The 26562-nt window shown below is 66.7% G+C and carries 22 protein-coding genes; 8 read left to right on the forward strand and 14 right to left on the reverse strand.

Features of this window, described 5'->3' with window-relative positions:
- The first annotated feature begins 626 nt into the window (after window positions 1-626).
- A complete protein-coding gene (locus ABIA73_RS09400; protein WP_354275702.1) occupies window positions 627-2414 on the forward strand; it encodes a hypothetical protein in 1788 nt (595 codons plus the stop codon).
- A 108-nt stretch (window positions 2415-2522) separates the two neighbouring features.
- Here ABIA73_RS09400 and ABIA73_RS09405 read toward each other — a convergent pair whose 3' ends face one another.
- The 3 genes from ABIA73_RS09405 to ABIA73_RS09415 all read right to left on the reverse strand — a co-directional run bounded on the left by ABIA73_RS09405 (window position 2523) and on the right by ABIA73_RS09415 (window position 5117).
- Window positions 2523-3683, reverse strand: coding sequence for an MFS transporter (locus tag ABIA73_RS09405; protein ID WP_025877900.1), 1161 nt, complete (start codon window positions 3681-3683; stop codon window positions 2523-2525).
- Window positions 3684-3938: 255 nt separating this feature from the next.
- Window positions 3939-4688, reverse strand: a complete 750-nt coding sequence (locus ABIA73_RS09410) for a TerC family protein (RefSeq protein ID WP_025877899.1) — start codon at window positions 4686-4688, stop codon at window positions 3939-3941.
- Window positions 4689-4721: 33 nt separating this feature from the next.
- Window positions 4722-5117, reverse strand: a complete 396-nt coding sequence (locus tag ABIA73_RS09415; RefSeq protein ID WP_025877898.1) for a diacylglycerol kinase — start codon at window positions 5115-5117, stop codon at window positions 4722-4724.
- 234 nt (window positions 5118-5351) lie between these two features.
- Between ABIA73_RS09415 and ABIA73_RS09420 the strand changes: the two genes are divergently transcribed.
- On the forward strand, window positions 5352-6050 hold the full coding sequence (locus ABIA73_RS09420; RefSeq protein WP_223483375.1) for an SGNH/GDSL hydrolase family protein: 699 nt from the start codon (window positions 5352-5354) through the stop codon (window positions 6048-6050).
- 151 nt (window positions 6051-6201) lie between these two features.
- Here the strand turns inward: ABIA73_RS09420 and ABIA73_RS09425 are convergent, their stop codons facing one another.
- From ABIA73_RS09425 to ABIA73_RS09435, 3 genes are all read right to left on the reverse strand, one after another.
- Window positions 6202-7473 (reverse strand): sensor histidine kinase, encoded by a 1272-nt coding sequence (locus ABIA73_RS09425; RefSeq protein ID WP_032974932.1) that lies wholly within the window; start codon window positions 7471-7473, stop codon window positions 6202-6204.
- Window positions 7474-7623: 150 nt separating this feature from the next.
- On the reverse strand, window positions 7624-8337 hold the full coding sequence (locus ABIA73_RS09430) for a response regulator transcription factor (protein WP_002811889.1): 714 nt from the start codon (window positions 8335-8337) through the stop codon (window positions 7624-7626).
- Between the two features lie 90 nt (window positions 8338-8427).
- Window positions 8428-9075 (reverse strand): arylesterase, encoded by a 648-nt coding sequence (locus ABIA73_RS09435; RefSeq protein ID WP_032974931.1) that lies wholly within the window; start codon window positions 9073-9075, stop codon window positions 8428-8430.
- 75 nt (window positions 9076-9150) lie between these two features.
- On the opposite strand from ABIA73_RS09435, the gene ABIA73_RS09440 reads away from it, so the two are divergent.
- The gene (locus tag ABIA73_RS09440; protein ID WP_059066070.1) at window positions 9151-9798 is read left to right on the forward strand and encodes an ABC transporter ATP-binding protein; all 648 of its coding nucleotides are present in this window, start codon (window positions 9151-9153) and stop codon (window positions 9796-9798) included.
- A complete protein-coding gene (locus ABIA73_RS09445; protein WP_354275703.1) occupies window positions 9795-12308 on the forward strand; it encodes an ABC transporter permease in 2514 nt (837 codons plus the stop codon). Before ABIA73_RS09440 ends, ABIA73_RS09445 begins: the two co-directional genes overlap by 4 nt.
- A gap of 267 nt (window positions 12309-12575) precedes the next feature.
- Here the strand turns inward: ABIA73_RS09445 and ABIA73_RS09450 are convergent, their stop codons facing one another.
- The 5 genes from ABIA73_RS09450 to ABIA73_RS09470 form a co-directional block, all read right to left on the reverse strand.
- A complete protein-coding gene (locus tag ABIA73_RS09450) occupies window positions 12576-13511 on the reverse strand; it encodes a DUF6607 family protein (protein WP_025877869.1) in 936 nt (311 codons plus the stop codon).
- A 72-nt stretch (window positions 13512-13583) separates the two neighbouring features.
- Window positions 13584-14186 (reverse strand): ChuX/HutX family heme-like substrate-binding protein, encoded by a 603-nt coding sequence (locus tag ABIA73_RS09455; RefSeq protein ID WP_218788719.1) that lies wholly within the window; start codon window positions 14184-14186, stop codon window positions 13584-13586.
- 4 nt (window positions 14187-14190) lie between these two features.
- Window positions 14191-16377, reverse strand: coding sequence for a TonB-dependent hemoglobin/transferrin/lactoferrin family receptor (locus tag ABIA73_RS09460; RefSeq protein ID WP_354275704.1), 2187 nt, complete (start codon window positions 16375-16377; stop codon window positions 14191-14193).
- A gap of 152 nt (window positions 16378-16529) precedes the next feature.
- Window positions 16530-16724, reverse strand: a complete 195-nt coding sequence (gene hemP / locus ABIA73_RS09465; protein WP_005412278.1) for a hemin uptake protein HemP — start codon at window positions 16722-16724, stop codon at window positions 16530-16532.
- A gap of 197 nt (window positions 16725-16921) precedes the next feature.
- A complete protein-coding gene (locus ABIA73_RS09470) occupies window positions 16922-17893 on the reverse strand; it encodes an aldo/keto reductase (protein ID WP_025877856.1) in 972 nt (323 codons plus the stop codon).
- A gap of 193 nt (window positions 17894-18086) precedes the next feature.
- Here ABIA73_RS09470 and ABIA73_RS09475 point away from each other — a divergent pair, with 193 nt between their 5' ends.
- The 4 genes from ABIA73_RS09475 to ABIA73_RS09490 all read left to right on the forward strand — a co-directional run bounded on the left by ABIA73_RS09475 (window position 18087) and on the right by ABIA73_RS09490 (window position 22785).
- A complete protein-coding gene (locus ABIA73_RS09475; protein WP_025877855.1) occupies window positions 18087-19385 on the forward strand; it encodes a NupC/NupG family nucleoside CNT transporter in 1299 nt (432 codons plus the stop codon).
- A 26-nt stretch (window positions 19386-19411) separates the two neighbouring features.
- Window positions 19412-20377: a ribokinase gene (locus tag ABIA73_RS09480; RefSeq protein ID WP_025877854.1), complete on the forward strand. Its 966-nt coding sequence runs from the start codon at window positions 19412-19414 to the stop codon at window positions 20375-20377.
- Between the two features lie 574 nt (window positions 20378-20951).
- Window positions 20952-21947 (forward strand): tRNA dihydrouridine synthase DusB, encoded by a 996-nt coding sequence (gene dusB / locus ABIA73_RS09485; protein WP_354275705.1) that lies wholly within the window; start codon window positions 20952-20954, stop codon window positions 21945-21947.
- Window positions 21948-21957: 10 nt separating this feature from the next.
- Entirely contained in the window at window positions 21958-22785 is an 828-nt protein-coding gene (locus ABIA73_RS09490) for a class I SAM-dependent methyltransferase (RefSeq protein WP_032974924.1), read from the forward strand.
- 66 nt (window positions 22786-22851) lie between these two features.
- On the opposite strand, the gene ABIA73_RS09495 is transcribed toward ABIA73_RS09490, so the two are convergent.
- The 3 genes from ABIA73_RS09495 to olsF form a co-directional block, all read right to left on the reverse strand.
- Window positions 22852-23910: a metal-dependent hydrolase gene (locus ABIA73_RS09495; protein WP_279208924.1), complete on the reverse strand. Its 1059-nt coding sequence runs from the start codon at window positions 23908-23910 to the stop codon at window positions 22852-22854.
- 117 nt (window positions 23911-24027) lie between these two features.
- Window positions 24028-24828, reverse strand: coding sequence for a UDP-2,3-diacylglucosamine diphosphatase (locus tag ABIA73_RS09500; RefSeq protein WP_025877846.1), 801 nt, complete (start codon window positions 24826-24828; stop codon window positions 24028-24030).
- A complete protein-coding gene (gene olsF, locus ABIA73_RS09505; RefSeq protein WP_140227973.1) occupies window positions 24825-26534 on the reverse strand; it encodes a bifunctional ornithine lipid synthase OlsF in 1710 nt (569 codons plus the stop codon). Before olsF ends, ABIA73_RS09500 begins: the two co-directional genes overlap by 4 nt.
- Window positions 26535-26562: the final 28 nt, after the last annotated feature.

Below are 26562 nucleotides of genomic sequence, written 5' to 3' on the forward strand. Positions count from 1 at the left end.
CGGGAGGGTGGGTTGGCTGGGGGACGCTGCAAGTACGTCCATGTAAGCTCGGTCGCCGCATCCATGCGGCTCACGCCCCCAGCCAACCCACCCTCCCGGCCACGGACGGTTTCCTGCGCACCGCGGGAAGATCAAAAGAAAAAAACAAAATCAGGAGCCAAAGCCCATTCTTCACGGGCCTACTGGCCCAAGCGTGCACGCCATGGATGCCAGGGCTCCGACATCGGCACTGGCCTCCCCGGCCAAATGCGTAGCCCCAGATATCTGTCCGCAGCGGGAGGGCGCTGCTCCGGCGAGTGAATTGCTGGCCTGTTTCGTACTTTTTGCATGGCCCAACACAGATTCCGCATCAGATAGTGCAGGGAACTCGCACTTGAACCGCCCGCGCCGCTCAGATGCAGCGGCCATCGGTCGGAAAATTGAAATCGACCTCAATCATGCACAGACATCTTCCAACAGCAGCGATCATCGCTGTGCTAATGCCTGCGGCTTGCGCCCAGCCAAGCCCTGATCCCACGCGGGTGGCTCTGACGCCCACGCCTGCTCTCACCGCGTCAAGCGATGCCCATACCCGGGACCTGCACCTTCGCGCTGGGGGTGACAGCTATGTGGGCAAGGCCTACATCGTGTCTGCTTCGATCCAGGACGTCAGCTCGGCCATTCACGCGCGAAGCTATTTTTCCAGTTCATTTCGCGAGAGTGATGTTACTCAACTTATTGTTGGGGACATGGAGCGGGAGTGGGTAAAGGTCTACGGACACTTCCATCCGGAGAAGAGCGCAATCGCGTTCGCGCGGAACATTGCTGCGATTGATGCTGCGGCAACGGCAGGCGCCATCGCTCCGGAAGAAAAACTCCGCTGGCGCGCCCACGTGGAGCAGCTGTCTCCTTCCGATCTCGACTCCACAGCCGCCACATTCACTGACCTGGCAGTGGGGCGGCTGACGTTCTCCAGTTCCTACCTGGATACCGCGCGGCGCAAGTGGGGCGAAAAGCACGTTGTCCTGGTCGACCTGGCGGATCTGACAGGCGCTCCTTCGCAGACGCTGCTCTGGTATGCAGAGAAGCGCCAAGAGCAACGCCGTGTCAAATGGAGGGCGTTTGGATCCATCCCCGGGGTCGCCGCTGTTCCCTACCCACACTGGGAAACCCAGCTGATCACTGAGAGGGACGCCAGCCAGGAATTCTCAGCGGAGGTGCAGGCGCTGGCGGCGATCTTCCCAGCGGGCCCCGAAACCACATTGGATGTCATCTCGCATCTGTTCGATCTACGTGACGAAGCGCCGGTTCCGCGTACTGTCCCTCGCCCACCCGTGGACGGTGCGATGCCGATGTTGCAGTGGCACGCCATCCCGGAAATTCAACCCGGCTGCAGCTATAGTCAGATTCGTTCGTTGCCAGAAGACCAGTTCCATGTCACGTCAGGCACCGACAGTTCATACGGTTACATCGTCGCAAAGAGGGCTGGGAGCGTTACGGCCCGGCAGATGGGCGACGGTCAGCGGGTCATTGAGACGAAGGTCGACCGAAAAGGACCCCTATGGATTCTGACAGCGGCCCAGCCAAGCCTGACGCAGCAGATTTTCACATCCTGTCCTGTACGGATCAGCGGTGATGCGACCAAGGCCATCCGAAGCGACCACTGCATGCAGAGCACCATCGCTCCACGGTGGCAGCTTGATATCGATGGCAACTCCTACCTCCACGCGGAGTCTCATATGGCGACGGAGGACCGCTTCCCTGAGCGGATCATGGACACAGGATCAGGAGAAGCCATCGAGATGAAGGATCTCTGGAAAGACAGATCCAACTTGAGACGGCGCGTCTTCGGCTACATGCAATCCTGCTCCGCAGGTCCAGCACCGGATCTGGGTGACGGACTCTTCTGGTTCAGCAGTTGCGGCCTGGTCGGTGTTTCACCTGCGTCAGGCGACGTGGTCAAGAGCTTTCCAATGAGGTCCGGAGGCAGTGGGCACCTGGTGTTGGGAAGCGCCGCAGGCGACTGGGTTGCCGAAGAAGCTCGTGATCCAAAAGACCAGAGGGAAGTTCTTCGCATTCATCGCCTTTCCACCGGGGAAGCGACATTTGAGGTGGAACGAAAAACCGGTACTCAGGCACTGGCACGCACGGCTCATGGAAGGCTGCTCGCGATGACGGTTACAGGCGCCGCACCGGGGCGCTACGTCGATGTCTGGCGCATCGATGTCGGCAAGCATGTCGCGCGCCTCGGTGTTCCGGAAGGAATCGCGTTGAAATCCCTTGCGTTCAATCGAGCAGGGACGGAGCTCTGGATTCATGCAGATCGGCCCGCCGACAACGACTCCGGCGTACTCATCTGGACGGTACCGGGAGCACTGCAGGACGGTGCTGGCGACAACGGGAGCCCTGACGAGACCGTTTTGAACAAGCACTAGCCCGTCAGCGCCGCATGCACCGTCGTCACAACAGGGCCAGCAAAGCGAACAGGGCTTTGCGGGTTGTGCCGTTGCCGGGACGGGTACGACCCGGCACCTCCTCGCCCCTCAGCAAGCCTCAGCCACCGGCGCGCGTGCCCGCCCCAGCCACGCCAGCAGCAGCGCCGACGCTGCCAGCAGGCCACCGGCCACCGGAATCGCCGCGTACCCCAGCCCCAGGCTGATCACCGCACCACCCAGCGCCGCGCCCAGTGCATTGCCGAGGTTGAAAGCACCGACGTTGATCGACGACGCCAGGCCCGGCGCCTCGCTGGCCGCCTGCATCACCCGGATCTGCAACGGCGGCACGATCGCGAAGGTCGCCGCACCGAACAGCAGTACACCCAGCGCTGCAGTCGCGTGGCTCATGAAAGCCAGCGGCAGCACGAACATCAGCACCGCAAGTACCGCCAGCAGGATCCGGGTGGCGCCGTCCAGCGACCAGTCGGCCAGGCGCCCGCCAATACCGTTGCCGAAGGTAAAGCCGATGCCGATCAATGCCAGCGACAGCGCGATGAAGGCATTCGACGCACCGGTCAGTTCAGTCAGCACCGGCGCCACGTAGGTGTAGAGGGTGAACATCGCACCTGCACCCAGCACCGTAGTGGCCATCGCCAGCAGCACCTGCGGCTGCATGATCGATTTCAGTTCACGCCGCACATCCGGGCGCGCGCCCGCGGCCGACGGCGGCAGTGCCATGGCCAACGCGGTGATCGCAACCACACCGAGTACGGCGGTGCCGGCAAAGGCCAGGCGCCAGCCCAGCTGCTGGCCGACCCAGGTCGCCAGCGGCACGCCACCGATGTTGGCGATGGTCAGGCCCATGAACATCGTCGCCACCGCCGCGGCCTGCTTCTCCTTCGGCACCAGGCTGGCGGCGACCACCGCGCCGATGCCGAAGAACGCACCGTGATTGAGGCTGGTCACCAGCCGTGACAGCAGCAGCAGGCCGTAGTTCGGGGCCAGCGCCGACAGCAGGTTGCCGATGACGAAGATCGACATCAGCAGCATGAGTGCGGTGCGCTTGCCGAAGCGTCCCATCAGCAGGGTCATCACCGGTGCGCCCAGCATCACGCCCACCGCATAGGCGGTGATCAGCATGCCGGCGGTGGGGATGCTGACCCCCACTCCGTTGGCGATGACCGGCAGCAGGCCCATCGGCGTGAACTCGGTGGTGCCAATGGCGAAGGCGCCGACGGCGAGGGCCAGCAATGCGGCTCTGGAATTCATGGGGGTTGCCTGCGTGGGGGCAGGCCCTGTGGAAAATGAGCGCGTAGCCTGCGCGCTTTGCCGGCCGGGAGTAAGCCACTACGCGGGAAAACAGTGTTGATCCCGATTCACAAGTGGAAGGTGCAAGCCGGCATTGCGGGAAGAAGCCACGCCGGGCATGGCCCACGCTTCGGTAGCGCCGGGCCATGCCCGGCGAGCGCAGCGGCGCCTGAAACGCAGAACCCCCGGCCGGGCCGGGGGTTCTGTCTCGCTTGCTTACCAGTCGCCGGCGCCCGGCACGTGGTGTTCGCGTGCGCGGCGGCGCATCAGCAGGTTCAGCCACTCCACCAGCACCGAGAAGCCCATCGCGGCGTAGATGTAGGGCTTGGGCACGTGCACGTCCAGGCCGTCCAGGATCAGCACCGCGCCGATCAGCAGGATGAAGGCCAGGGCCAGCATCTTCACGGTCGGGTTGGCATCGATGAAGCGGCCCAGCGGGTTGGCCGCCAGCAGCATCACCGCCACCGACAACAGGATCGCCGCCACCATCACCGGCACATGGTCGGCGATGCCGACGGCGGTGATCACCGAATCCAGCGAGAACACGATGTCGATGACCGCGATCTGCGCGATCACGTAGCCGAACACGGCCGAGGTCTTGGTGGTGGTCGGGTCCTCGTCCTCGCCACCGGTGATCATCTCCTTGATCTCCATCCAGCCCTTGATGATCAGGAACAGGCCACCGACGATCAGCACCAGGTCGCGGATGGAGATGCCCATGCCGGCCACGGTGAACAGGTTCGCCTGCATGTGCGCCAGGTACGCCAGCGAGACCAGCAGGCCGATACGGGTGATGCAGGCCACGGCGATGCCGAGGCGGCGCGCGAACGGGCGGCGCTCTTCGGGCAGCTTGCTGACGGCGATGGAGATGAACACCAGATTGTCGATGCCGAGCACGATTTCCAGCGCGCTCAAGGTGAACAGGGTCAACCAGACGTTCGGATCGGCGAGAAGCTCAAGGGACATGGGAAGTCTTCAACAAGGGGGGAGGAAGAAGGATCAGCCGACGCTGGCTGGGAACAACCGCGGCACCAGCACCAGGGCCCAGCACAGCAGCACGTTCATCATCAGCACGAACACCGCCGCCGAGCCCATGTCCTTGGCGCGGCCGGCCAGTTCGTGGATTTCCGCGCCATAGCGCTCGATCACCGCCTCGATGGCCGAATTGGCCAGCTCCATCGCCAGCACCAGCAGCATCGAGCCGATCATCAGCGCGCGCTCCACCGGGGTCTGGCCCAGCCAGATCGCCAGCGGGGTCAGCAGCACCAGCAGGTAGACCTCCAGCCGGAACGAGGACTCGTGCAGCCAGGCAGCACGCAGGCCCTGCCAGGACCAGCGGGCGGCCTGGAAGATGCGGCGCGGGCCGCGGGGCATGTGGCCGAACTGATCAGCCACGGGTGATGGATCCAGCAACAGGGGCGCGGCGCAGCGACCGCTCAGACGCACGGCAGGAAATCATGGGTGCACAGGGATAGGCAGACAGCCCCCATTTTGCCACAAGGGCGGCAATGGCACCCCGCACGCCCCGCCGCGAGGCCCTGCGAACGACCCCGCAAACGGCCCAGCGCGGCCAAGCGCGGGGCCAGCCCAGCTTCTATGATGGATACCCCTGCCCTGCCGGAGTGCCTGATGACCCGTCCCCGCACCTGCCTGATCCTGCTCGGCCTGCTGGCCGCGCCGCTGGCCCAGGCCCTGAGCCCGCCGGCGCCGCCACAGATCCCTGCGCAGGTCTCCAACGTGGCCTGGGAGGCCGACATCGCCGCCTTCGCCGCCGCCGACCGGACCAATCCGCCGCCGCGTGGTGGCATTGAGTTCATCGGCAGCTCGTCCTTCCGCATGTGGGACAGCCTGGCCCGGGATTTCCCGGGGCAACCGGTGTTCAACCGCGGCTTCGGAGGTTCGGAAGTACGCGACAGCACCTGGTACGCCGGCCAGGCCATCGTGCCGTACGCGCCGTGCAAGGTGTTCTTCTACGCCGGCGACAACGACCTCAACAGCGGCCGCAGCGCAACCCAGGTACGCGATGACGTGGTGGCCTTCGTGCAGCGCGTGCATCGCGACCTGCCGCAGACGAAGGTGGAATACGTCTCCATCAAGCCCAGCCCCTCGCGGGCGCACCTGCTGCCGGCGATCAACGACGCCAACGCGAAGATCAAGGCTGCGTTGGCGAAGCTGCCCAACACCGGCTACACCGACATCTACACACCGATGCTCGGGGCCGACGGCCAACCCGATGCGTCGTTGTTCCGCGAGGACATGCTGCACATGACCCCGGCCGGCTATGCGATCTGGACCAAGGCGCTGGCGCCGAAGGTCAACTGCAACTGATTGATCCCGAGGTTGCCGGCCAGCGGCCGGCACCACCGCGACAACGCGCGTGCTCCGGTAGTTGCCAACCTTGGTTGGCATGAATGCGTCCACCTGCATCCCAGTGAAAGCGCCGACCAAGGTCGGCAACTACCGAGGTGGCAAGCGGCCCTCAGCGGAAAATCACCGTCGCCTCGGTGCCCTTGCCCAGCTCGCTGGCCAGGCTGACCTTCCAGCCGAAGCGGTCACACAGGCGGCGCACGATCGACAGCCCCAGGCCAGTGCCCTGCGGTCGGCTGGGATCGGCACGATAGAACGGCTCGAACGCACGCGACAGCGCGTCAGCGGACATGCCGATGCCGGTATCGCTCACCACCACCCGGTCGTTGTGCACATGCACGTCGATGCGGCCTTCATCGGTATAGCTGCAGGCGTTGCGCACCAGGTTGCTGACCACCACCTGCAGCACCCGCGGCGGTGCGTGCAGCTGCACGGCCGCGTCGCTGTGCAGGTGCACCGCCAGCGGCCGTCCCACCAGCAGCTCGTTGGCGTTGTCCACTTCGTAACGGACGATGTCGTTGACGTCGAACAGTTCCACCTGCGGCTCGACGTCGGCCTCACGGGCCAGGATCAGGAAGGCATCGATCACCGCTTCCATGTCCCGCCCGGCACGCTGGATGCGCTGCAGGCTGCGGCGCAGGCGCGGCTCCAGGCTTTCATCGCCCAGCGCCATGTCGCTGGCCACGCGGATGACGGTCAGCGGCGTGCGCAGTTCATGGCTGGCATCACGGGTGAAGTTGCGCTCGCGCGCCACGTGCGCGGTGACCCGGTTGGCCAGCGAATGCAGTGCCGCCGCCAGCTGCCGGGTCTCGCCCTGCATATCTGCCGGCAGCTTGTTCGGCTCCAGGTCGGCCGCTTCCGGATGGCCCGGATCCCAGCGCGAGACACGGCGCGCCAGCCAGTTCACCGGCGATACCAGGCGTTTGGAGGCACGGTAGGTGATCCAGGAGGCGCCATATACCGCAAGCAGGGTCAGCAGCACCGGCACGATGCCGAACCAGAACGCCAGCATCTCCGCGCGCGAGCGCAGGAACACCAGGTACAGGCGCCCCTCTTCGCGGGCGTCGACCAGCACCAGCTGATCGTCGTCGGGCAGTTCGTGGAAACCCGGTTCCAACGTGCGCAGGTTGGCCGGCAATGACAGGCTGGACTGCCCGCGTTCCAGCAGGTAGCCACGGATGTTCTGGGTATTGGGCGGCGGCTGCACGGGCGAGGCCTCGTGCAGTGTCCAGTAGTACGCCGCTTCTTCGCGCAGGGCAGCGCCCACCAGGCTGTGCTTGATCACCAGCGAAACCAGCCAGGCACCCAGCAGGATACCCAGGCTGGCCAGCACGGCTTGCAGGATGAAAGCGATACGGATCTTGCGCGGCAGGCCGTGCGGCATTGCGGTGTCCCGGTCAGAGCGCTGCGATTATAGGCAGCGCGCTGTGCCGTGATCGTGCATGGACGATGACGACCCGGTATCCGGAACGTGCACCCCTTCCCTGCCGACCACGGCCGTGCCGGTTCTGCTGCAACACCGGCACGACGTCGATCAGGCCATCGGCTGGGCGATATCGGCGATGCGATAGCCCGCGCTCTGCACGGTGTGCAGCAGCGGCCGATCGAACGGCTTGTCGATGATCTTGCGCAGGTTGTACAGATGGCTGCGCAACGTGTCCGAATCAGGCAGGCCGTTGCCCCAGATCTCGCGCTCGATTTCCTGGCGGGTGACCACACGCGGCGATTCACGCATCAGGATGGTCAGCAGGCGCAGGCCGATCGGCGACAGCTGCAGCTCGGTGCCGGCACGGGTGGCACGCATGCTGACCGGATCGAGCACCAGGTCGGCGACCTTGAGCACTTCCGAACCCACCTGGCGACGTTCGCGGCGGATCAGCGCGCGCAGGCGGGCTTCCAGTTCCTGGATCGCGAACGGCTTGGTCAGGTAATCGTCGGCACCAAAGCCAAGCCCGGTGAGCTTGTCATCCAGCGTGTCGCGCGCGGTCAGCATCAGCACCGGGGTCGACTTGCGCGCATCGTTGCGCAGCCGGCGGCACACTTCGATGCCATCCAGCCGCGGCAGCATGAGGTCCAGCACGACGACGTCGTAGCTGTTCTCGGCAGCCAGACGGTAGCCGTCCAGGCCATCCTGCGCATAGTCGACCTCGAAGCCACGGCCTTCCAGGTATTCACCGATCATCTCGGAGATATTGCGGTTGTCTTCGACCACCAGCACCAAGCCGGAAGTCTCCTTCGTCTGACGCATGAGAATCCCTCTTTCTTCAGCTTTGTGAAACATGCCCGATCGACGGTGCACGCGATGTGAAGTTGCGTCAATGAAAAGAAGATGGCGTGCTCACAGCAGCGGCTTCAGCAGCGGCCAGACGTTGTCCAGCACCTTCGGCTGCGCTTGGGCGGTGGGATGCAGGCCGTCGGCCTGCATCAAGCCGGGCTGCAGGGCCACGCCTTCCAGCAGGAACGGCAGCAACGGAACCTTGTACTGCGTGGCCAGTGCCCGGTACGCCGCAGCCAGGCGCTGGCGGTAGCCCGCCCCATAGTTGGGCGGCACGTCGATGCCCAGCAGCAGCACCTTCGCACCGGCCTTCTGGCTGGCCTGCACCATCTTCTCCAGGTTGCCCTGCACCTGCGCCGGGGTCAGCCCGCGCAGCGCATCGTTGCCACCAAGGGCGATCACCACCACCGTGGGCTTCTCCCGGCCAAGCAGGCCCGGCAGGCGGGTCAGCGCGCCAGCGGTGGTTTCCCCGCTCATGCTGGCGTTGACGATGCGCGGCGGGGTTTTCGACTGCTGCCTGACCCGCTGCTGCAGCAGGCTGACCCAGCCGGCATCGGCCGGGATATTGTGGGCGGCACTGAGGCTGTCACCGAGCACCAGCACGGTACCGCCGCCCGGACCTTTGGCACACGCCAGTGCCGGCAACAGCAGCAACCCTAGCAGCAGCATCATCATTGCGCCGGCTTGCCGGCTCCATTCCGTCTTGTGCATTGGAGTCTCCTCATCGACAGCCTGTCCCCCCGCAGCGCGCCCGTCGCCATCGCCGTCGCCCAGGTCGGCAAATCCGTGCATGGCCCGGAGGGTGAAGTCCACATACTGGACAACATCACCCTGACCGTCCATGAAGGCACCAGCGTGGCCATCGTCGGCGCCTCTGGTTCCGGCAAGACCACCCTGCTCGGCCTGCTGGCCGGGCTGGACCTGCCCAGCCGTGGCCGCATCGCGCTGGCGGGCCAGGATCTGACGGCACTGGACGAAGAAGCGCGTGCACAGCTGCGCGCGCGCGACGTCGGCTTCGTCTTCCAGAGCTTCCATCTGCTGCCGGCGCTGACGGCGGCCGAGAACATCGCGCTGCCGCTGGAACTGGCCGGGCGCGAGGACCGCACGCGGGTGGACGAGGTGCTGGCTGCGGTCGGACTCTCGCATCGTGCCCGCCACTACCCGCGGCAGTTGTCCGGCGGCGAGCAGCAGCGTGTCGCCCTTGCCCGGGCATTCGTCAGCCGCCCGCGCATCCTGTTCGCCGACGAACCCACCGGTTCACTGGACCAGGCCACCGGCCAGCACATCAGCGATCTGCTGTTCGAACTCAATGCCGGCAGCGGTACCACGCTGGTGCTGGTCACCCACGACCTGCGCCTGGCGCAGCGCTGCCAGTACATCCATCGCATCGACAACGGCCGCCTGCAGCCGGTGGAACATGGAGTGGACGCATGAACCTGCTGCGGCATGCGTGGCGCGCGCTGCGCCGCGAGGCCCTGGCAGGTGACCTGCTGACCGTGTTCGCCGCCTTGGTACTGGGCGTGGCGGTGATGACGGCGGTGGGCACGCTGGTGAACCGGGTGAACCTGGCATTGACCGGCAGCGCGGCGGAAATGCTCGGCGGCGACCTCGGTGTTGCCGGCCGCGATGACCCGCCCGCCGCGTTCGCTGAGGAGGCGCAGCGACGCGGCCTGGCGCATACGCGGCTGGCCAGCTTCGGCAGCGTGCTGTTCCAGGGCGATGCCAGCCAGATGGCCAGCATCAAGGCCGTGGAAGCGGGCTACCCCCTGCGCGGCGCGCTGCGCGTGCGTGCCACGCCCGGCGGCGCGCTGATCGCCGATGCCGGAATGCCGGCCAAGGGCCAGGCCTATGCCGACCCACGCCTGCTGCAGGCACTGGGCCTGAAGGCCGGCGACGATCTGGAATTCGGTGCGGGCACGCTGCGCATCGCCGGCATCATCGAATCGGAACCGGATGCCGGTGGCGACCTGCTGACGCTGTCGCCGACCCTGCTGGTCAACCGCGCCGATGTGGAAGGCACCGGCCTGCTCGGCCCCGGCAGCCGCATCAATTACCGGGTGATGTTCGCCGGCCCTGCCGCCGACATCGCGTCATTCCGGCAATGGCTGCTGCCGCAGGTAAAAGGCATGCGCCTGCTCAGCGTGAACGATACCCAGCGCGGTGTGCGCCAGGCCTTCGACCTGGCCGGTCGTTTCCTCGGCCTGAGCGCGCTGCTGGCGGTGCTGCTGGCCGGCGTTGCCACCGCACTGGCGGCCAACCGGTTCGCGCTGCGTCGCATCGACCAGGTGGCGATCCTGCGCTGCCTGGGTGCACGCCAGCGCGACATCCTGGCCGGCTTGGCCCTGCAGCTGCTGATGCTGGCGGTGCCGGCGTGTGCGATCGGCATCGGCCTGGGCATGGCGGCACAGGAAGGACTGGTGCAGGTACTGGGTAGCCTGGTGCCGCAACGCCTGCCGCTGCCCGAAGCCATGCCTGCGCTGACCGGCGCGGGAATCGGCCTGTTGCTGCTGTTCGGCTTCGGACTGCCACCGCTGCTGCGCCTGCGTGGCGTGCCGCCGATGCGCGTGCTCAACCGTTCGTTCGCAGCCTTGCCGCCGGCCTCGCTGCTGGCCTATGTGGCTGCGCTGGCGGCCAGCCTGGTACTGGCGGTGCAGGTCACCGGCGATCTGAAACTGGCGCTGTGGGTGCTGGGTGGCCTGGCCGGGCTGGCGGTGGCCGCGGGCGTGGTCGGGTTCCTGCTGCTGCAGCTGCTGCGTGGCCTGCAGCACCGCCTGCACGGCAACTGGCGGTTGGGCCTGGCAGCGCTGACGCGGCGGCGGATGCTGGCGGTGATGCAGCTGGTGGGCCTGTCACTGTCGCTGTGCGCCCTACTGTTGCTGGCGGTGATCGGCCCCGGCCTGCTGCAGCAGTGGCGCGAGCGCCTGCCTGCGGACACGCCCAATTATTTCCTGATCAACATCCAGCCCGAGCAGCGCGACAGCGTGCTGGCGACCCTGCAGGGCCTGGGTGCGCACGATGCCAGCATCGAACCGATGGCCACCGGCCGCCTGATCGCGATCAACGGCAAACCGCCGCTGCGAGTGGATCGCACGCCGGCCGACGACAATCAGCCGCAGGGTGAAGGACAGCGCGACGACGATGACGAGAACCGGCCGCTGAACTTCAGTTGGCGCAGCACGTTCCCGCCGGCCAATACGCTGGTCAACGGCACGTTCTGGAAGCCGGACAGCACCGCCGCGGAGGCATCCGTGGAGATCGGCTGGGCCAAGCGCTACGGCGTGTATCCCGGTGACCGCATCACCATTGCGGTGGGCGAGCAGCAGCGCGAGTTCAGCGTTACCAGCGTGCGCAAGGCCGACTGGAATACCTTCCGGCCGAACTTCTTCGTGTTGTTGAATCCGAACGCGGTGGGCGATACGCCGCACAACCTGCTGTCGGCGTTCCACCTGCCGGCGGGACAGGCAGCGGGTCTCGGGGCCCTGGTGCGCGCGCAGCCGAACCTGTCGCTGCTGGACGTGGATGCAGTGATCTCGCAGGTGCGCGATGTGATGGAACGGGTGGCGCAGGCGGTGCAGCTGGTGATGGTGTTCAGCCTGCTGGCTGGCGTGCTGGTGCTGCTGGCGGCGCTGCAGGCAACGGCGGGCGAGCGACGCTATGACAGCGCGGTGCTACGCACGCTGGGTGCGACGCGGCGCCAGCTGCGTGGCGCGGTGCTGGTGGAATTCGGTGCGCTGGGCGCGCTGGCGGCGCTGCTGGCGGTGGGCGCGGCAGCGGTGATCGGCGTAGCGGTGTCGCAGAAGGTGTTCGAACTGCCGCTGCTGCCGCCGTGGCCTGGCCTGCTGCTGGGTGGCCTGCTCGGCATCGCGCTGAGCCTGCTGGCCGGCTGGCTGGGGACCCGGCGGATCCTGCACACGCCACCGGCATTGGCGCTGCGCGAGGCCTGACGCTGTTCTGTGGCAAAGGCATCCACGCATGGTGTGGATCTACCAGCGAGCCCAGTAGATCCGGCCACGCAAGCAGGTAGATCCACGCCATGCGTGGATGCAGTGCCGATGGTCCCAGTAGATCCACGCCATGCGTGGATGCCGGGTGCAATCGCCGCCGGAGAGCGTGCCGAGCAAGCTCGGCACCCACCAGAGCAGCGCACGTCCGGTAGATCCACGCCATGCGTGGATGCCGTGCAGTGCGCATCCGGCACCGCAGCGCGCCGATCAACCTTCCTTCGGCGCCTTTTCCACGTACTTGGCGAAGACTTCGTCGATCTGCGCGTCCTTCACCTTCTTGCCGGCCTGCACGTCCTCGGCCTGGGTGAACAACGGGATGATCATCGCCATGCCGTCGAGCTTGGTCTTCAGGTGCACGCCCGGGGCCTGGGTCAGGAAACCGTCCCAGCGCTGGCGCACCTTGCTCCAGTAGCCGGCGGTGGCCTTCCAGTAATCGCGCGCCGGGGTGAAGTCGACCTCGGTGGTCCTGATGTAGTCGTTGAAGCCGAATTCGCGGGCGATTTCCACCTGGCTGCCATCCGCATTGCGCTGCACCTTGGTGTTGAACTGCTCGTGGGTCCAGCCGTTCGGGGTCAGGGTGTGGCGGTTGACCACCGCCAGCGCGTTGTAATCGCTGCGCTTGGTGTACTCGCGGCGTGGCAGCGGCCGCCAGCTGATATCGCTGGTCCAGGTCGGCACGTTGTTGAGGTAGGTCCACGTGCCGGTGCCGCAGTAGCGCGGTGCATCGCTGACTTCGTACACACACTGGGTCCAGGCGCCCTGGTTGGTCGCGGCCGCGATCGTGCGCACCTGCCAGGTCTGGTCGGCGCTGAACTCGAAGCGGTTCGGCGCTTCATACACCCAGTCCTGCCGCCAGTGCTTGGTCACGTGGCCGCTCTTCTCGTCCAGCAGCAGGTGCTGCAGCACGATGCGCTTCGGCGTGTCCTCGACCACGATCACCACTTCGTTGCCACCGCTGCGCATGGCCGGCGCGCGCTCGTAGCCCGGCTTCAGCAGCACGGTCTCATCGAAGGCGAAATCCACCGTGTACTCACCCTGCATGGCGAGGATGCTGTCATGGTCGCGGGCGATGTCGGAGGGCTGCGCGCTGGCGGCGCCACTGGCGGCGAGCAGCACCATCACGCTGGCTGTCTGGAACTTCATCGGGTCTTCCTTCGGGGTTGCAGGTTTCGTGGAAAGGCCATCCTGGCCGGCAGGCAATCCATCGTAATCAGGTCACAGCCGTACCAGCGGCAGGTCGCCGGGAGCGCGCGCGGCAGGGCGGCGTGCGGCGTCGGCGCAGCAGCAGTCGTCGATCGCCAGTTCGCCTTCGGCGCCTTCCATGCGTGCGATGCGGCGCGCGGTGGCGGCACCGAGCGACGACAGCGTGGACAGGCTGGCGGCCAGGGTCCGGCCCTCGTCGGCGGCGTGCAGGCGCAGTGTGCACAGACGCCAGCGCTGTCCGCCCAGATGCCCGGCCAGGCGCCGCCACAGGCGTTCACCGACGCTGCCATCACTATCGTGCGAAGGACCCGGCGGCAGCGTCGCCACCAGCCGGTCCCAGGCCAGGAAATCGCTGTCCGGCAACAGGTACAGGCGCCACACGCAACGGCCACGTGCATCGAGGAAGCACAGGCTTTCGCGCAGGCCCTCGCTGTCCACGCCCTGGCAGGCATGCACCGATACCGCCTGGCGCCAACCGCCCAGTTCGTTGCCATCGGCGTGATACAGGCACAACACAGTACCGAGCGCTGCCAGCTGTGCCGGCGCAGGCCAGGCCCGCGGCGACGAACGCGACAGGGAGGACGGCAGGCGGCGCGCGGACAGGGCTCGGCTCATGGGATCACCAGGACACGGCAAGGCTGGCCGACAGGGTGCGGCCGGGGCTGGTATAGCGGTCCAGAACGGTACTGGTGGCCGACGGGGTCGAGCCGACGTTGGACCAGTCGATGTAACGCTTGTCACCCAGGTTGAAGACACCGACGTTGAAGGTGGCGCCCGGGGCGAAGTTCCAGTGCGCCATCAGGTCGGCCACGCCATAGCCCGCCGGGCGATAGGTGGTGGTGCTGGCCAGCCGGTCCTTGCGCTTGACGAAGGTGCCTGCCAGTTCAACTCCCCAGGTATCGGTGTCGTACATCACGCCGACGGTGCCGCGCAGCGGATCGACCGAATCCAGCGGCGTGTCTTCGGTCTTGTTGTCGCCGCGCGACCACGCCACCGCACTGCGCAGCGCCCAGCCCTGCAGTGCGGGACGGATCTGGCCGAAGTCGACGCCGGCCTTCAGTTCGGCGCCGTAGATGCGTGCGTCGGCGATGTTGCGCGACTGGAACACCATCAGGCCCTGCGGGTTGGTACCCACCAGCGTCTGCGACTCGATGAAGTCCTTGTAGTCGTTGTAGTAGCCGCTCACGCTCACGTACGCCGCCGGCGACAGGAAGCGCAGGCCCAGCTCAACGCCGTCGCTGGTTTCCGGCTTCAGGTCCGGATTGGGAATGGCGGTGTAGCCGAAAGCGAAGTTGGTGAAGCCGAGGTTGACGTCGTTGTACGGCGGCGAGCGGAAACCACGCGAGTAACCGGCAAACAGCGACCACTCGTCGGTGAAGCGATAGACCAGGCCGAACTTCGGCGACACGCTGGTCTTCTTCAGCTCCGACACGGCCACGCCGGGGTTGTCCTCGGCGAAGATGCTGTCCACGTCCGGCTTCAGTTCGTAGCGGTCCACGCGCACGCCCGGCACCAGCGACAGCCTGCCGTCGGCCAGGCGCATTTCATCCTGCGCGTACAGGCCCAGCTCGGTGGTCTTGCTGATCGGGAAATCGCGCACGGGGAACGCGTCGGGCAGGATCGTCGTGCTGACCACGCCACGATTGCTGACCTGGTAGCCATCGCGCTTCTGGCGGATCTCGGTGCGGGCGCCATCGAAGCCATAGGTCAGCGCGTGTTCGACGCTGCCGGTGCTGAAGGCCTTGTTGAACACCGCCTGCAGGCCATACACGCGCTGGTCGAAACTGAACTCGCGATGGCGGCGGCTGCCGTTGGCGCGCGCCTCATCGGTGCGCTGCGTGGTTTCGCTGTCCTGCGTGTAGACCTGCCAGTGCAGGCTGTCGGCGAAGCCCTTGTCCAGCGCATCCATCTCGTGGGCGAAGGACACGCGGGTGCGGTTCTGCTTGTCGCGCGCCTTCATGCCGGTGGTGGTGGTGCGGTCGATCGAGGACAGCACGTCGGTATCGGTGTTGTCTTCGTTGCCTTCCACGGTCAGGCGGAAACGCTGGTCTTCGCTGGGCGCATAGACCAGCTTGGCCAGGCCGCTGCGACCATCGCGGTCCTGCGGGTTGGCCGCGGTGCGCGTGTTGTCATTGCTGCGCACATCGCCCTTGTTGTCGGTTTCCTGGCCCTGGCGGTGGTTGATGTTGACCATGCCGCTCCAGTGTTCGCCACCGAAGGCGCTGGTGACGCCGCCGAGCAGGCCCTTCCACTCGCCGTCGTAGCCGAATTTCAGGCCGACGTAGCTGTCCTTGCCGTCCTTGAGGTAATCAGCCGGATCCTTGGTGACGAAGGCAACCACGCCGCCAAGTGCGTCCGAGCCGTACAGCGAACTGGCCGGGCCGCGCACGATCTCCACGCGCTTGAGCGTGTCCAGGTCGGTGAAGTTGCGGTTGGCGTTGGAGAACGAACCGATGTTGAAGCTGGTCGGCATGGCGATGCCATCGGTCTGGATGCGCACGCGATTGCCATCCAGGCCACGGATGCGGATGCTGCCGAGGCCGAAACGGGTGGCACTGCGGCTGACCGACAGGCCCGGCTCGTAGCGGACCAGATCCTTGATGTCCTGCACCAGCTGCCGGTCCATCTGCTCGCGGTCGATCACATCGACGGTGGCGGCGACATCGCTGACCGCACGTTCGGTACGGGTGGCGGTGACCTGCACGCGATCGAATTCGCGCGCGTCGGGCGCAGCATCGGCAGCAGCGTGGGCGGACAGCGGCAGAGCCATCCACAGGGCAATGGAAAGGGCAGTCGGGCGGGTCATCGGCATCGTTCGGTCAGGCAGGGGAACCCCCGGCCACCGCCACGCCAGACAGGCATGAACGGTAGACCGAGGGGGAGAGAGCAGGAGCGGACGGGTCGCCCACCCTGCCGGCGCTGCCGACAGGAGGGAGGGAGGCGGGCGACCAGACCGCGTTACTTGGTCAGGATCAGCTTGTCGTTGCTGGTATGACGCAGACGGTAGAAACGGTCACCGTGCTGGATCAGGATTTCACGACGGCCCTTGAGCAGGGCTTCGCTGTCGATGACCTCTTCCGGCGGCACGACACGCACCGGGCGGTCGCGGAGGGTCAGCGTTTCGGGGCGCAGCAGTACAGGTTGAGCATTCATGAGCATCTGGACTCGTGCGAGGGACGAGTTAAATGATAATGATTCTCAGTTGACAATCAACAACCATTCTCAACTTCATTGATGGAATTAATGATCGAAATCTAAAATTCGATAGCTACCATCTATTGGAATGGGCCCGACTGGGCGCGGGAGGGCCGACCGAGCGTGGGTTCGGCCCTGCCCCCTGTCCCCGTTCCTCAGGCGAATACGGCTTCCACCTGCGCCCAGCCGGCGTCGTCCACCTGCGCCAGCACGTCCAGCGCCTGCAGATTCTGCAGCAGCTGGCTGACCCGGCTGGCGCCGAGGATCACGCTGGAGACGTTGGGATTGCGCAGGCACCAGGCGATGGCCAGGCTGGCCGGGGCGTGACCCAGCTCGCGGGCCACCGCACTGAAGCGGCGCACCCGGGCCAAACGCTCATCGGCGTTGTCGCCCAGCACCAGGTCCTGCAGCCAGCCCATGCCTTCGCGGCCCAGACGCGCATCGGCCGGCACGCCATCGTCGTACTTGCCGCTCAGCAGGCCCGAGGCCAGCGGCGAGAAGATCGTGGTGCCCAGTCCGGCGGTGGCATACAGCGGCGCGTACTCCACTTCCACGCGCTGACGGTGCAGCAGGTTGTACTGCGGCTGCTCCATCGACGGCGCCTGCAGGTTGTGGCGCGCGGCGATGTCCACCGCCTCCTGGATCTGGTTGGCCGACCATTCCGACGTGCCCCAGTACAGCACCTTGCCCTGCCGGACCAGGGTGTCCATGGCATGCACCGTCTCAGCGATCGGCGCGTCCGGATCCGGACGATGACAGTAATAAAGGTCCAGATAGTCCACCCGCAGGCGCTTGAGCGCAGCATGGCAGGCGTCGGTCACATGCTTGCGCGACAGGCCGCGCTGGGTGGGCCGGGGATCCTTGGCACTGCCGAAGAACACCTTGCTGGACACACAGAAGCCATCGCGCGGCAGGCGCAGGTCGGCCATCACATCGCCCATCACCTGCTCGGCGCGGCCGTTGGCATAGCCCTCGGCGTTGTCGAAGAAGTTGATGCCATGGTCCCAGGCCGCCGCCACCAGGTTGCGCGCCTCGTCGCGCGGCACCTGGTCGCCGAAGGTCACCCAGGCGCCGAAGGACAGGGCGGACATCGGCAGGCCGGTGGAGCCAAGGCGACGGTAGAGCATGCGATTCTCCTGCTGCGGGCCCGCATACGGGCCGGGATCAAGCCACCATTCTACCTGTCCCGGCAGGCGCAACCCCTTGCTGTTGCTGGCCTGATCGGAGCCGATGGCCGCGCGCAGACGGCTTTTCCTTGCTCCGGCCCCTGCCCTGCACTAGGCTTCCCGTTTTTCGCGACGCCCCAGGGGAGTCACTCAGATGGTCGAAGGTTTGGGCAGGATCGGCTTCGGCCTGTTCGGTTTGGCGGTGCTGATCGGCATCACCTGGCTGTTTTCCAACAACAAGCGCGCGGTGGACTGGAAGCTGGTCGCCACCGGCATCACCCTGCAGATCGCTTTTGCGGCACTGGTGATCCTGGTACCGGGCGGGCGCGACGTGTTCGATGCGCTGGGCCAGGGCTTCGTGAAGGTGCTGAGCTTCGTCAACGAAGGTTCGAAGTTCATCTTCGGCTCGTTGATGGACGTCAAGAACTACGGTTTCATCTTCGCCTTCCAGGTGCTGCCGACGATCATCTTCTTCTCGGCGCTGATGGGGGTCATGTACCACCTCAACGTCATGCAGGCGATCGTACGGGTGATGGCCTGGTCGATCACCAAGGTGATGCGCGTGTCCGGTGCGGAAACCACCAGCGTCTGCGCCAGCGTGTTCATCGGCCAGACCGAGGCGCCGCTGACGGTGCGTCCGTACATCGCCAAGATGACCCAGTCCGAGCTGCTGACGATGATGATCGGCGGCATGGCCCACATCGCCGGCGGCGTGCTTGCCGCGTACGTGGGCATGCTGGGCGGCGGCGATCCGGTGCAGCAGGCGTTCTACGCCAAGCACCTGCTGGCGGCCAGCATCATGGCGGCCCCGGCCACCCTGGTCGTGGCCAAGCTGCTGATTCCGGAAACCGGCACCCCGCTGACCCGCGGCACGGTCAAGATGGAAGTGGAGAAGACCTCCAGCAACATCATCGACGCCGCCGCCGCCGGCGCCGGTGACGGCCTGAAGCTGGCCCTGAACATCGGTGCGATGCTGCTGGCCTTCATCGCCCTGATCGCCCTGCTCAATGCGCCGCTGACCTGGATCGGTGAAGTGACCGGCCTGGCGGCTGCGATCGGCAAGCCGACCGACCTGTCGACCATCTTCGGTTACGTGCTGGCCCCGATCGCCTGGGTGATCGGCACGCCGTGGGCCGACGCCACCACCGTCGGTTCGCTGATCGGCCAGAAGGTCGTGATCAACGAGTTCGTCGCCTACACCGAACTGTCGAAGATCGTGAATGGCCAGGTGCCGGGCATGAGCCTGTCCGACGAAGGTCGCCTGATCGCCACCTACGCGCTGTGTGGCTTCGCCAATTTCAGTTCGATCGCGATCCAGATTGGCGGCATCGGCGGGTTGGCACCGGAACGTCGCCACGATCTGGCCAAGTTCGGCCTGCGCGCGGTGCTGGGCGGTACCATCGCCACCTTCATGACGGCTACCATCGCCGGCGTGCTGACGCATTTCAGCTGAACCCTAGTTTCGAGAACAGATTCCCTATGAGCAGCAGTGTCGTTGTCGTCGGTTCCTTCAATGTCGATCACGTGTGGCGGTGCGAGTCGCTGCCGGCACCGGGTGCGACCATTGCCGGCCGCTACAGCACCGGTCCCGGTGGCAAGGGCTTCAACCAGGCCGTTGCCGCCTGCCGTGCCGGCGCTGACACCAGCTTCCTGTGTGCACTGGGCGACGATGCGGGTGGTGCCACCGCCCGTGACCTGGCCGCGCAGGATGGTTTCGCGCTGATCGCCGAAGCCAGCAGCGAGCCGACCGGCACCGCCGGCATCTACGTCGATGCCCGTGGCCGCAACACCATCGTCATCGGCCCGGGTGCCAACGCGGCGCTGAGCACCGACTTCGTACAGCAACAGCAGGCCCTGCTGACCGGCGCCAAAGTGGTGCTGGTGCAGCTGGAATCGCCGGTGCAGACCATCGAAGCGGCCCTGGCCGTGGCCCGTGAGGCCGGTGTCACCACCGTTCTCAACGCCGCCCCGGCCGACGCCCCGTCGAGCATCGGCCTGCTGAAGCTGGCCGATGTGATCACCCCGAACGAAACCGAGTTCGCCGCCCTGCTCGGCCGTCATGTCGGCGAGCGCGTGGATGCCAATGACGTCGCCGCGCTGGACGGTGCCAGCCTGCACGCGCTGTGCCGCAAGCTGGTCGGCAACGGCACGGTGGTGGTGACCCTGGGTTCGGTGGGCGTGTTCGTGTCGCATGCCGACGAGCACCTGCGTGGCGACACCCAGCCGTACTATCGCGTGGGTGCCGAACAGGTGCAGGCGATCGACACCACCGGTGCCGGCGATGCCTTCAACGGTGCGCTGGTGGCCTCGATGGCACAGGTGCCGGACGCTCCGTTCGCCCGCCACGTGCGCTTCGCCAACCAGTTCGCCGGTCGCTCGACCGAGAAGGAAGGCGCAGCGGCGGCGATGCCGCGCTTCACCCCGGCCGATGCCGAAGTGAAGTAACGCGACATCCCCGTGGGGATGATGATCGGGCCCGGGCATGCAGATGCCCGGGCCTTTTCACGTTCATGGGCAAGGCCCCATCCACGCATGGCGTGGATCTACCGGGTACTGGGTGCGATGGCCCCATCCACGCATGGCGTGGATCTACCGGGTGCTGGGTGCGATGGCCCCATCCACGCATGGCGTGGATCTACTGGGCTGGGTGCGACGGCCACATCCACGCATGGCGTGGATCTACTGGATGCTGGGTGCGATGGCCCCATCCACGCATGGCGTGGATCTACTGGGCTGGGTGCGATGGCCCCATCCACGCATGGCGTGGATCTACCGGGTGCTGGGTGCGACGGCCCCATCCACGCATGGCGTGGATCTACCGGGGCACAGTAGATCCACGCCATGCGTGGATGCGCCTTGCCGGCCCGCCCAGCCGCCCACCATGACCGGCCCGTGGGGGCGACGGAAGCGACCATCAAGCATCTGCTGATGCCCGTCCGGCATGAGGTCGGTGCGGATCGGCCTGAACCGGCGGGCCGCCAACCCAGCCGGGGCGCCTGCCGCGCCCTACAATGGGCACATGCAGATCGGCCCGTACTCCATTGCCCCCAACGTCGTGCTGGCGCCCATGGCCGGCGTCACCGACAAACCCTTCCGCCTGCTGTGCAAACGGCTGGGCGCGGGCCTGGCCGCCTCGGAAATGACCATCAGCGACCCGCGCTTCTGGAACACGCGCAAGTCCATCCACCGCATGGACCATGCCGGTGAACCGGCGCCGATCAGCGTGCAGATCGCCGGCACCGAGCCGCAGCAGCTGGCCGAGGCAGCGCGTTACAACGTCGACCATGGCGCGCAGATCATCGACATCAACATGGGCTGCCCGGCCAAGAAGGTGTGCAACGCCTGGGCGGGGTCAGCGCTGATGCGCGACGAGCTGCTGGTCGCGCGCATCCTGGAAGCAGTGGTGAACGCGGTGGACGTGCCGGTGACGCTGAAGATCCGCACCGGCTGGGACTGCGACCATCGCAACGGCCCGCTCATCGCGCGTATCGCCGAAGACAGTGGCATCGCTGCGCTGGCGGTGCACGGCCGTACCCGCGACCAGCATTACACCGGCCAGGCCGAGTACGCCACGATCGGCGAGATCAAGGCCGCGCTGCGCATCCCGGTGATCGCCAACGGCGATATCGATTCGCCGCAGAAGGCCGCCTTCGTCCTGCAGCAGACCGGCGTGGATGCGGTGATGATCGGCCGCTCCGCACAGGGCCGGCCGTGGATCTTCCGCGAAGTGGCGCATTACCTGGCCACCGGCGAGGAGCTGCCGCCGCCGTCGCTGGCCGAAGTGCGCGACATCCTGCTCGGCCACCTGCACGCGCTGCACGATTTCTATGGCGAACCGCAGGGCGTGCGCATCGCGCGCAAGCACCTGGGCTGGTACGCCAAGGACCGGCCGGAGAATGCCGCGTTCCGCGCGGTGGTCAACCGCGCCGAAGATCCGGCCAGCCAGATCGCGCTGACCACCGACTATTTCGATCGCCTGATCGCCGGGGAACCGGCGATGTCTTCTGCTGCCTGAGCCCGCCCCCATGACCCCGCCTATTTCTTCCCCGACCTACCTGCACGGGTTCTCCGGCACCGAGCAGCAGCGCCTGATGACCCAGGCACGCCTGCTGGAAACGAGCATCTTCGGCCAGATCGATTACAGCGGCGCAAAGCGCCTGCTGGAAGTCGGCAGTGGCGTGGGCGCGCAGACCGAGATCCTGCTGCGCCGCTTCCCCGAGCTGCACGTGACCGGCGTGGACCTGAGCGAGGCCCAGCTGGAAACCGCGCGTGAAAACCTAGCGCGCACGCCGTGGTGCAACGACCGTTACACCCTGCAGCAGGCCGATGCCGGCGAACTGCCTTTCGAGGCGCGCAGCTTCGATGCGGCGTTCCTGTGCTGGGTGCTGGAACACGTGCCGTCGCCGGCGCGCGTGCTGAGTGAAGTACGCCGCGTGTTGGCCCCGGGCTCGCCGGTCTACATCACCGAGGTGATGAATGCCTCGTTCCTGCTTGATCCGTATTCGCCGCACATCTGGCGCTACTGGATGGCCTTCAACGATTTCCAGTACGACCACGGCGGTGATCCGTTCGTCGGCGCCAAGCTGGGCAACCTGCTGCTGGCCGGTGGCTTCCGCGATGTGCACACCGAGATCAAGACCATCCATCTGGACAACCGCGAACCGGCACGTCGCAAGACGATGATCGCTTTCTGGGAACAGCTGCTGCTGTCGGCGGCCGACCAGCTGCTGCAGGCCGGCACGGTGGACGAAGAGACGGTGGAGGGCATGCGCCGCGAGTTCCGGCTGGTGCAGAACGATCCGAACGCGGTGTTCTTCTATTCGTTCGTGCAGGGCCGCGCAACGGTGTATTGAGCGGCCGCGGTACACGCCATCCACGCGTGGCGTGGATCTACTGGGCTGATGGGCCGTGGCGTGAATCTACGGGTGCGCGGCGGCGCCGTCCGCCGCCTCCGGTTCGTGCCAGATGCGCTGCCACATCGCCGACAACCGGCGGCCGGCATCGGCACGCGCGGCCGGGCTGCTGTAGTCCACCCGCAACTGCTCGGGCACGATCGCGCGCCACTGGCCATCAACCTGCTCGGCCACCGCGAAATTGAAGGTGTAGTCCGGCTCCAGCCCCATGCGCAGGTCGCTCAGCACCAGCCTGCCCTGCACCACCTGTGCGCGCATGAAGCCACGGTTGAACCACTGCAGGCGCCGTACTGCCGGAATTCCCGCCGCTTCGCGCAAGGCCTGCACGTTGGACGGATGCCCCTCGAAACGCATCGGCCCGTGGTCGGCCACCAGCGAGCGGTCAGCGACCACGTAGCCATTCGGGGTCATCGCCACGACCCGCCACAACAGGGTATTGAACGGCATCGGCACCGAGAACCGCGGCGCGTCGCCCAGGCCCATCGCGGCCAGGCTCTGCTGCGCGGCGCGGTCGACCTGTGCCTTGGCGATCAGCCCCCAGCCCAGGTACGCACTGCTGAGCAGCAACGCAACGCCGAGCACTTTGCCCACCCACGGTCGCGCGCGGCCAAACCACGCCAGCACGCAGCCCAGCAGCAGCCACACCGTGTAGCCGGGATCGATGATGAAGACACTCGAGCCCATCGCGGGATGTGGCTGCAACGGCCACCACAGCTGCGTGCCGTAGACAGTGAACGCATCCAGCACCGGATGGGTGACCAGCGCCAGCTGGATCGCCCAGAACCAGCGCAGCGGTGATTGCGCCACCCGGCCGTTGCCGAAGCGCTTGAACAGCCACCAGATCAGCGCGGCCACCCACGGCAGCACCAGCAGCGAATGGCTGAAGCTGCGATGGTCGGTCATGTTCGCCACCGGGTCGGCGGCGGCAAAGCCCAGCCAGAGGGCATCCAGGTCCGGCAGGGTACCGAGCGCGGCACCGGCCAGCAGGGCGGCACGGCGGTGTCCAGGCGGGGCGATGGCGGCAGCGACGGCGCCGCCAAGAACGATCTGGGTCAATGAGTCCATCGGCCGATGCTAGCGGCTTGGCGATCTCCGTGCAGCGGCGGTTTCCTGCCCGGCGGCGCGTCAGTCAGCTGCCAGTGCGGCCGCAGCCGCGCGTGGGCCTGTCCCTGCAGCTGTGAATCACGCCGCCTGCGACAACCGTGCTCCCGGCAGCTCCACCAACGTCCGCCCGTTGTGGTCCAGCAGCCGCATGGCGCCGTCGTGGTCCTCGGCCAACGCGGTCAGGCTCTCCACCCAGTCGCCGTCATTTGCGTAGACCAGACCGTCGCGTTCGATCAGTGCGGCGCGGTGGATGTGCCCACAGATGATGCCATCCAGGCCTCGCCGGCGAACATCGTCCAGGCCGGCCTGCACGAAGCGCTCGATGTAGCGTTCAGCGGCACCACTCTGCCGTTTCAGGAATTCGGACAGCGACCAGTAGCGCATCCCGAGTCGGCGCCGCACCGCATTCAACAGATGGTTGCCGGTGAGGATGCGGTAGTACAGCCAGTCACCAAACCGCTCCTGCAGGCCACCGAAGTGGGTGACACCGTCATAGTCGTCGCCATGCGCCACCAGCAGCCGGCGGCCATCGGCGGTGGTGTGGATCGCACGGCGGCGCACCTGCATCGCCGGCAGCATCAGGCCGCACACCTGGCGCAGCGAGGCGTCGTGGTTGCCGGGGATGTAGATGATCTCGGTACCGGCGCGTCGCAGCGCGTGCAGGGCCAGGATGACCTCGCTGTGCGACTGCCGCCAGTTGGCGCGTCGGTGTGCCATCCACCACAGGTCGATGATGTCGCCGACCAGATACAGGCGCTCGCAGCGCAGGGTGCCGAGGAAACGCGCCAGCTCGGTGGCGTGGCAATGCCGCGACCCGAGATGAACATCGGAGACGAACACGGCGCGACGATGCGGTGCCAGGTTCGCCAGCGTGCTCATGCCGGCATCCCCGCATCGCGCAGATAGCGTTTGCGCTTGTGTGGCCGGATCGCGTGCAGGTCGACTTCGATCAGGCCGTCGATCGAGTCGCTGAAATCCGGATCGACGCCAAACGCCAGGAACCGTGCACCGCCGGGTTCGCACAGGTCTGTGTACTGCCGGTACAAGGTGGGCACACCGGTACCGAGCGCGGCGAGATTGGCTTTGAGCACGTCGAAGGCAGCCGCCGCATCCAGGTTGCCGAAACACGGTGGCGCGGCGAAGTACTGGAACGGCCGGTTCGACTGCACCCGGCCATCGGCCACGCCGTAGTAACGCTGGTAATAGGCCACCAGCTGCTCCCGCGCATCGCGTGGCAGCGCGGCGCTGATGGACACCGCACCGAACAGGTAGCGGATGCCGGGCTGGCATTGCAGGTAAGCGCCGATGCCCTGCCACAGGTAATCCAGGCTGCGGCTGCCCCAGTAATCGGGCACCACGAAGCTGCGTCCCAATTCCAGGCCTTCGGCAATGCGGGGAATGGCGTCGTCGGAATAGCGGAACAGCGAAGCGCTGTAGAGCCCGGCCAAGCCCCGGCGCGCCAGCGCCTGCGCGCCCCGCATGATCCGGTAGGCACCGGCGATGCGCTGGGCGGTGCCGTCCCAGATCACGATGTGCTGGTAGTGCAGGTCGAAGTCATCCAGGTCGCGACTGCGCCCAGTGCCCTCGCCCACCTGGCGGAAAGTCAGTTCGCGCAGCCGCCCCAGCTCGTGCAGCAGCGGCGAATCGGCCGTGCAGCTGGCCAGCAGGATCTGTTTGCCATCGGCGGTCTGCCCCAGCACGGTGGCGGCGGCAATCGCAGCGGCGACCTGTGCAGGCGGCACCGGCGCGGCAAGCGGCTCGGGCCCTGCCGGGCAGCCTTCGGCAAGCGCTGTGCTGCGCCCCAGCGCATATACCGCGCGGCGCACCGCCAGCAGCTGCGCGCCGGGATCACCCTGCCCCAGCTGCATCGGTTCGCCGATGCGCAGCCGCAGCGGCCGGCCGCGGCGGGCGAACATCTCCCGTGCCAGCAGTGCCGTACCGGCCGGCTTGAACAGGGTGGATGCGCCGTAGAACAGCGCCGAATTGCGCGCTTCCACCCGCACCGGCAGTACCGGTGCGGCGGCGGCGCGGGCAAAGCGGACAAACCCCCGCTGCCAGCGGCCATCGCGGATGCCGAGCAGCGACAGCCGCGAGACCTCGCCGGCCGGGAACACGATCACGCACTGCTCGGCCGCCAGCGCCTGCTCAACCGCCTGCAGGCTGCTGCGCTGGACCTTGCCGCCGAGGATGCGTACCGGCAGCAGCAGGTCCTGCAGCGGCCCGATCGCGCCCAGTAGATCGTTGGCCACGATCCGCACGTCACGGCGGATGCGGCCAACCGCATCCAGCAACGCCAGCGCATCCAGCGCGCCGGAAGGGTGGTTGGCCACGATCAACAGGCGGCCGGTGGCGGGGATCCGCGCCAGCGCGGCGGGGTCCACGTGGTAGCGACCCTCGATGAACTCCAGTCCGGCGGCGACGAAGTCGAAACCGCGCACGTTGGCATTGCGGCGCAGGAACGCCTCGATCCGGTCCAGCCGTGACCAGCGCCCGACGCTGCGCAGCAGGGGCCGGGCCAGTTGGCCCCGACGGCCATGGAACCAGTCGGGATAGCGTTGCTGCAGACGCTGTTCGAGTTCCTGCATGGCGTGTCCCCTCCTGCCCGGCGGCCGG

Source organism: Stenotrophomonas sp. 2694 (genome assembly GCF_040548715.1).
Lineage (GTDB): Bacteria > Pseudomonadota > Gammaproteobacteria > Xanthomonadales > Xanthomonadaceae > Stenotrophomonas > Stenotrophomonas indicatrix.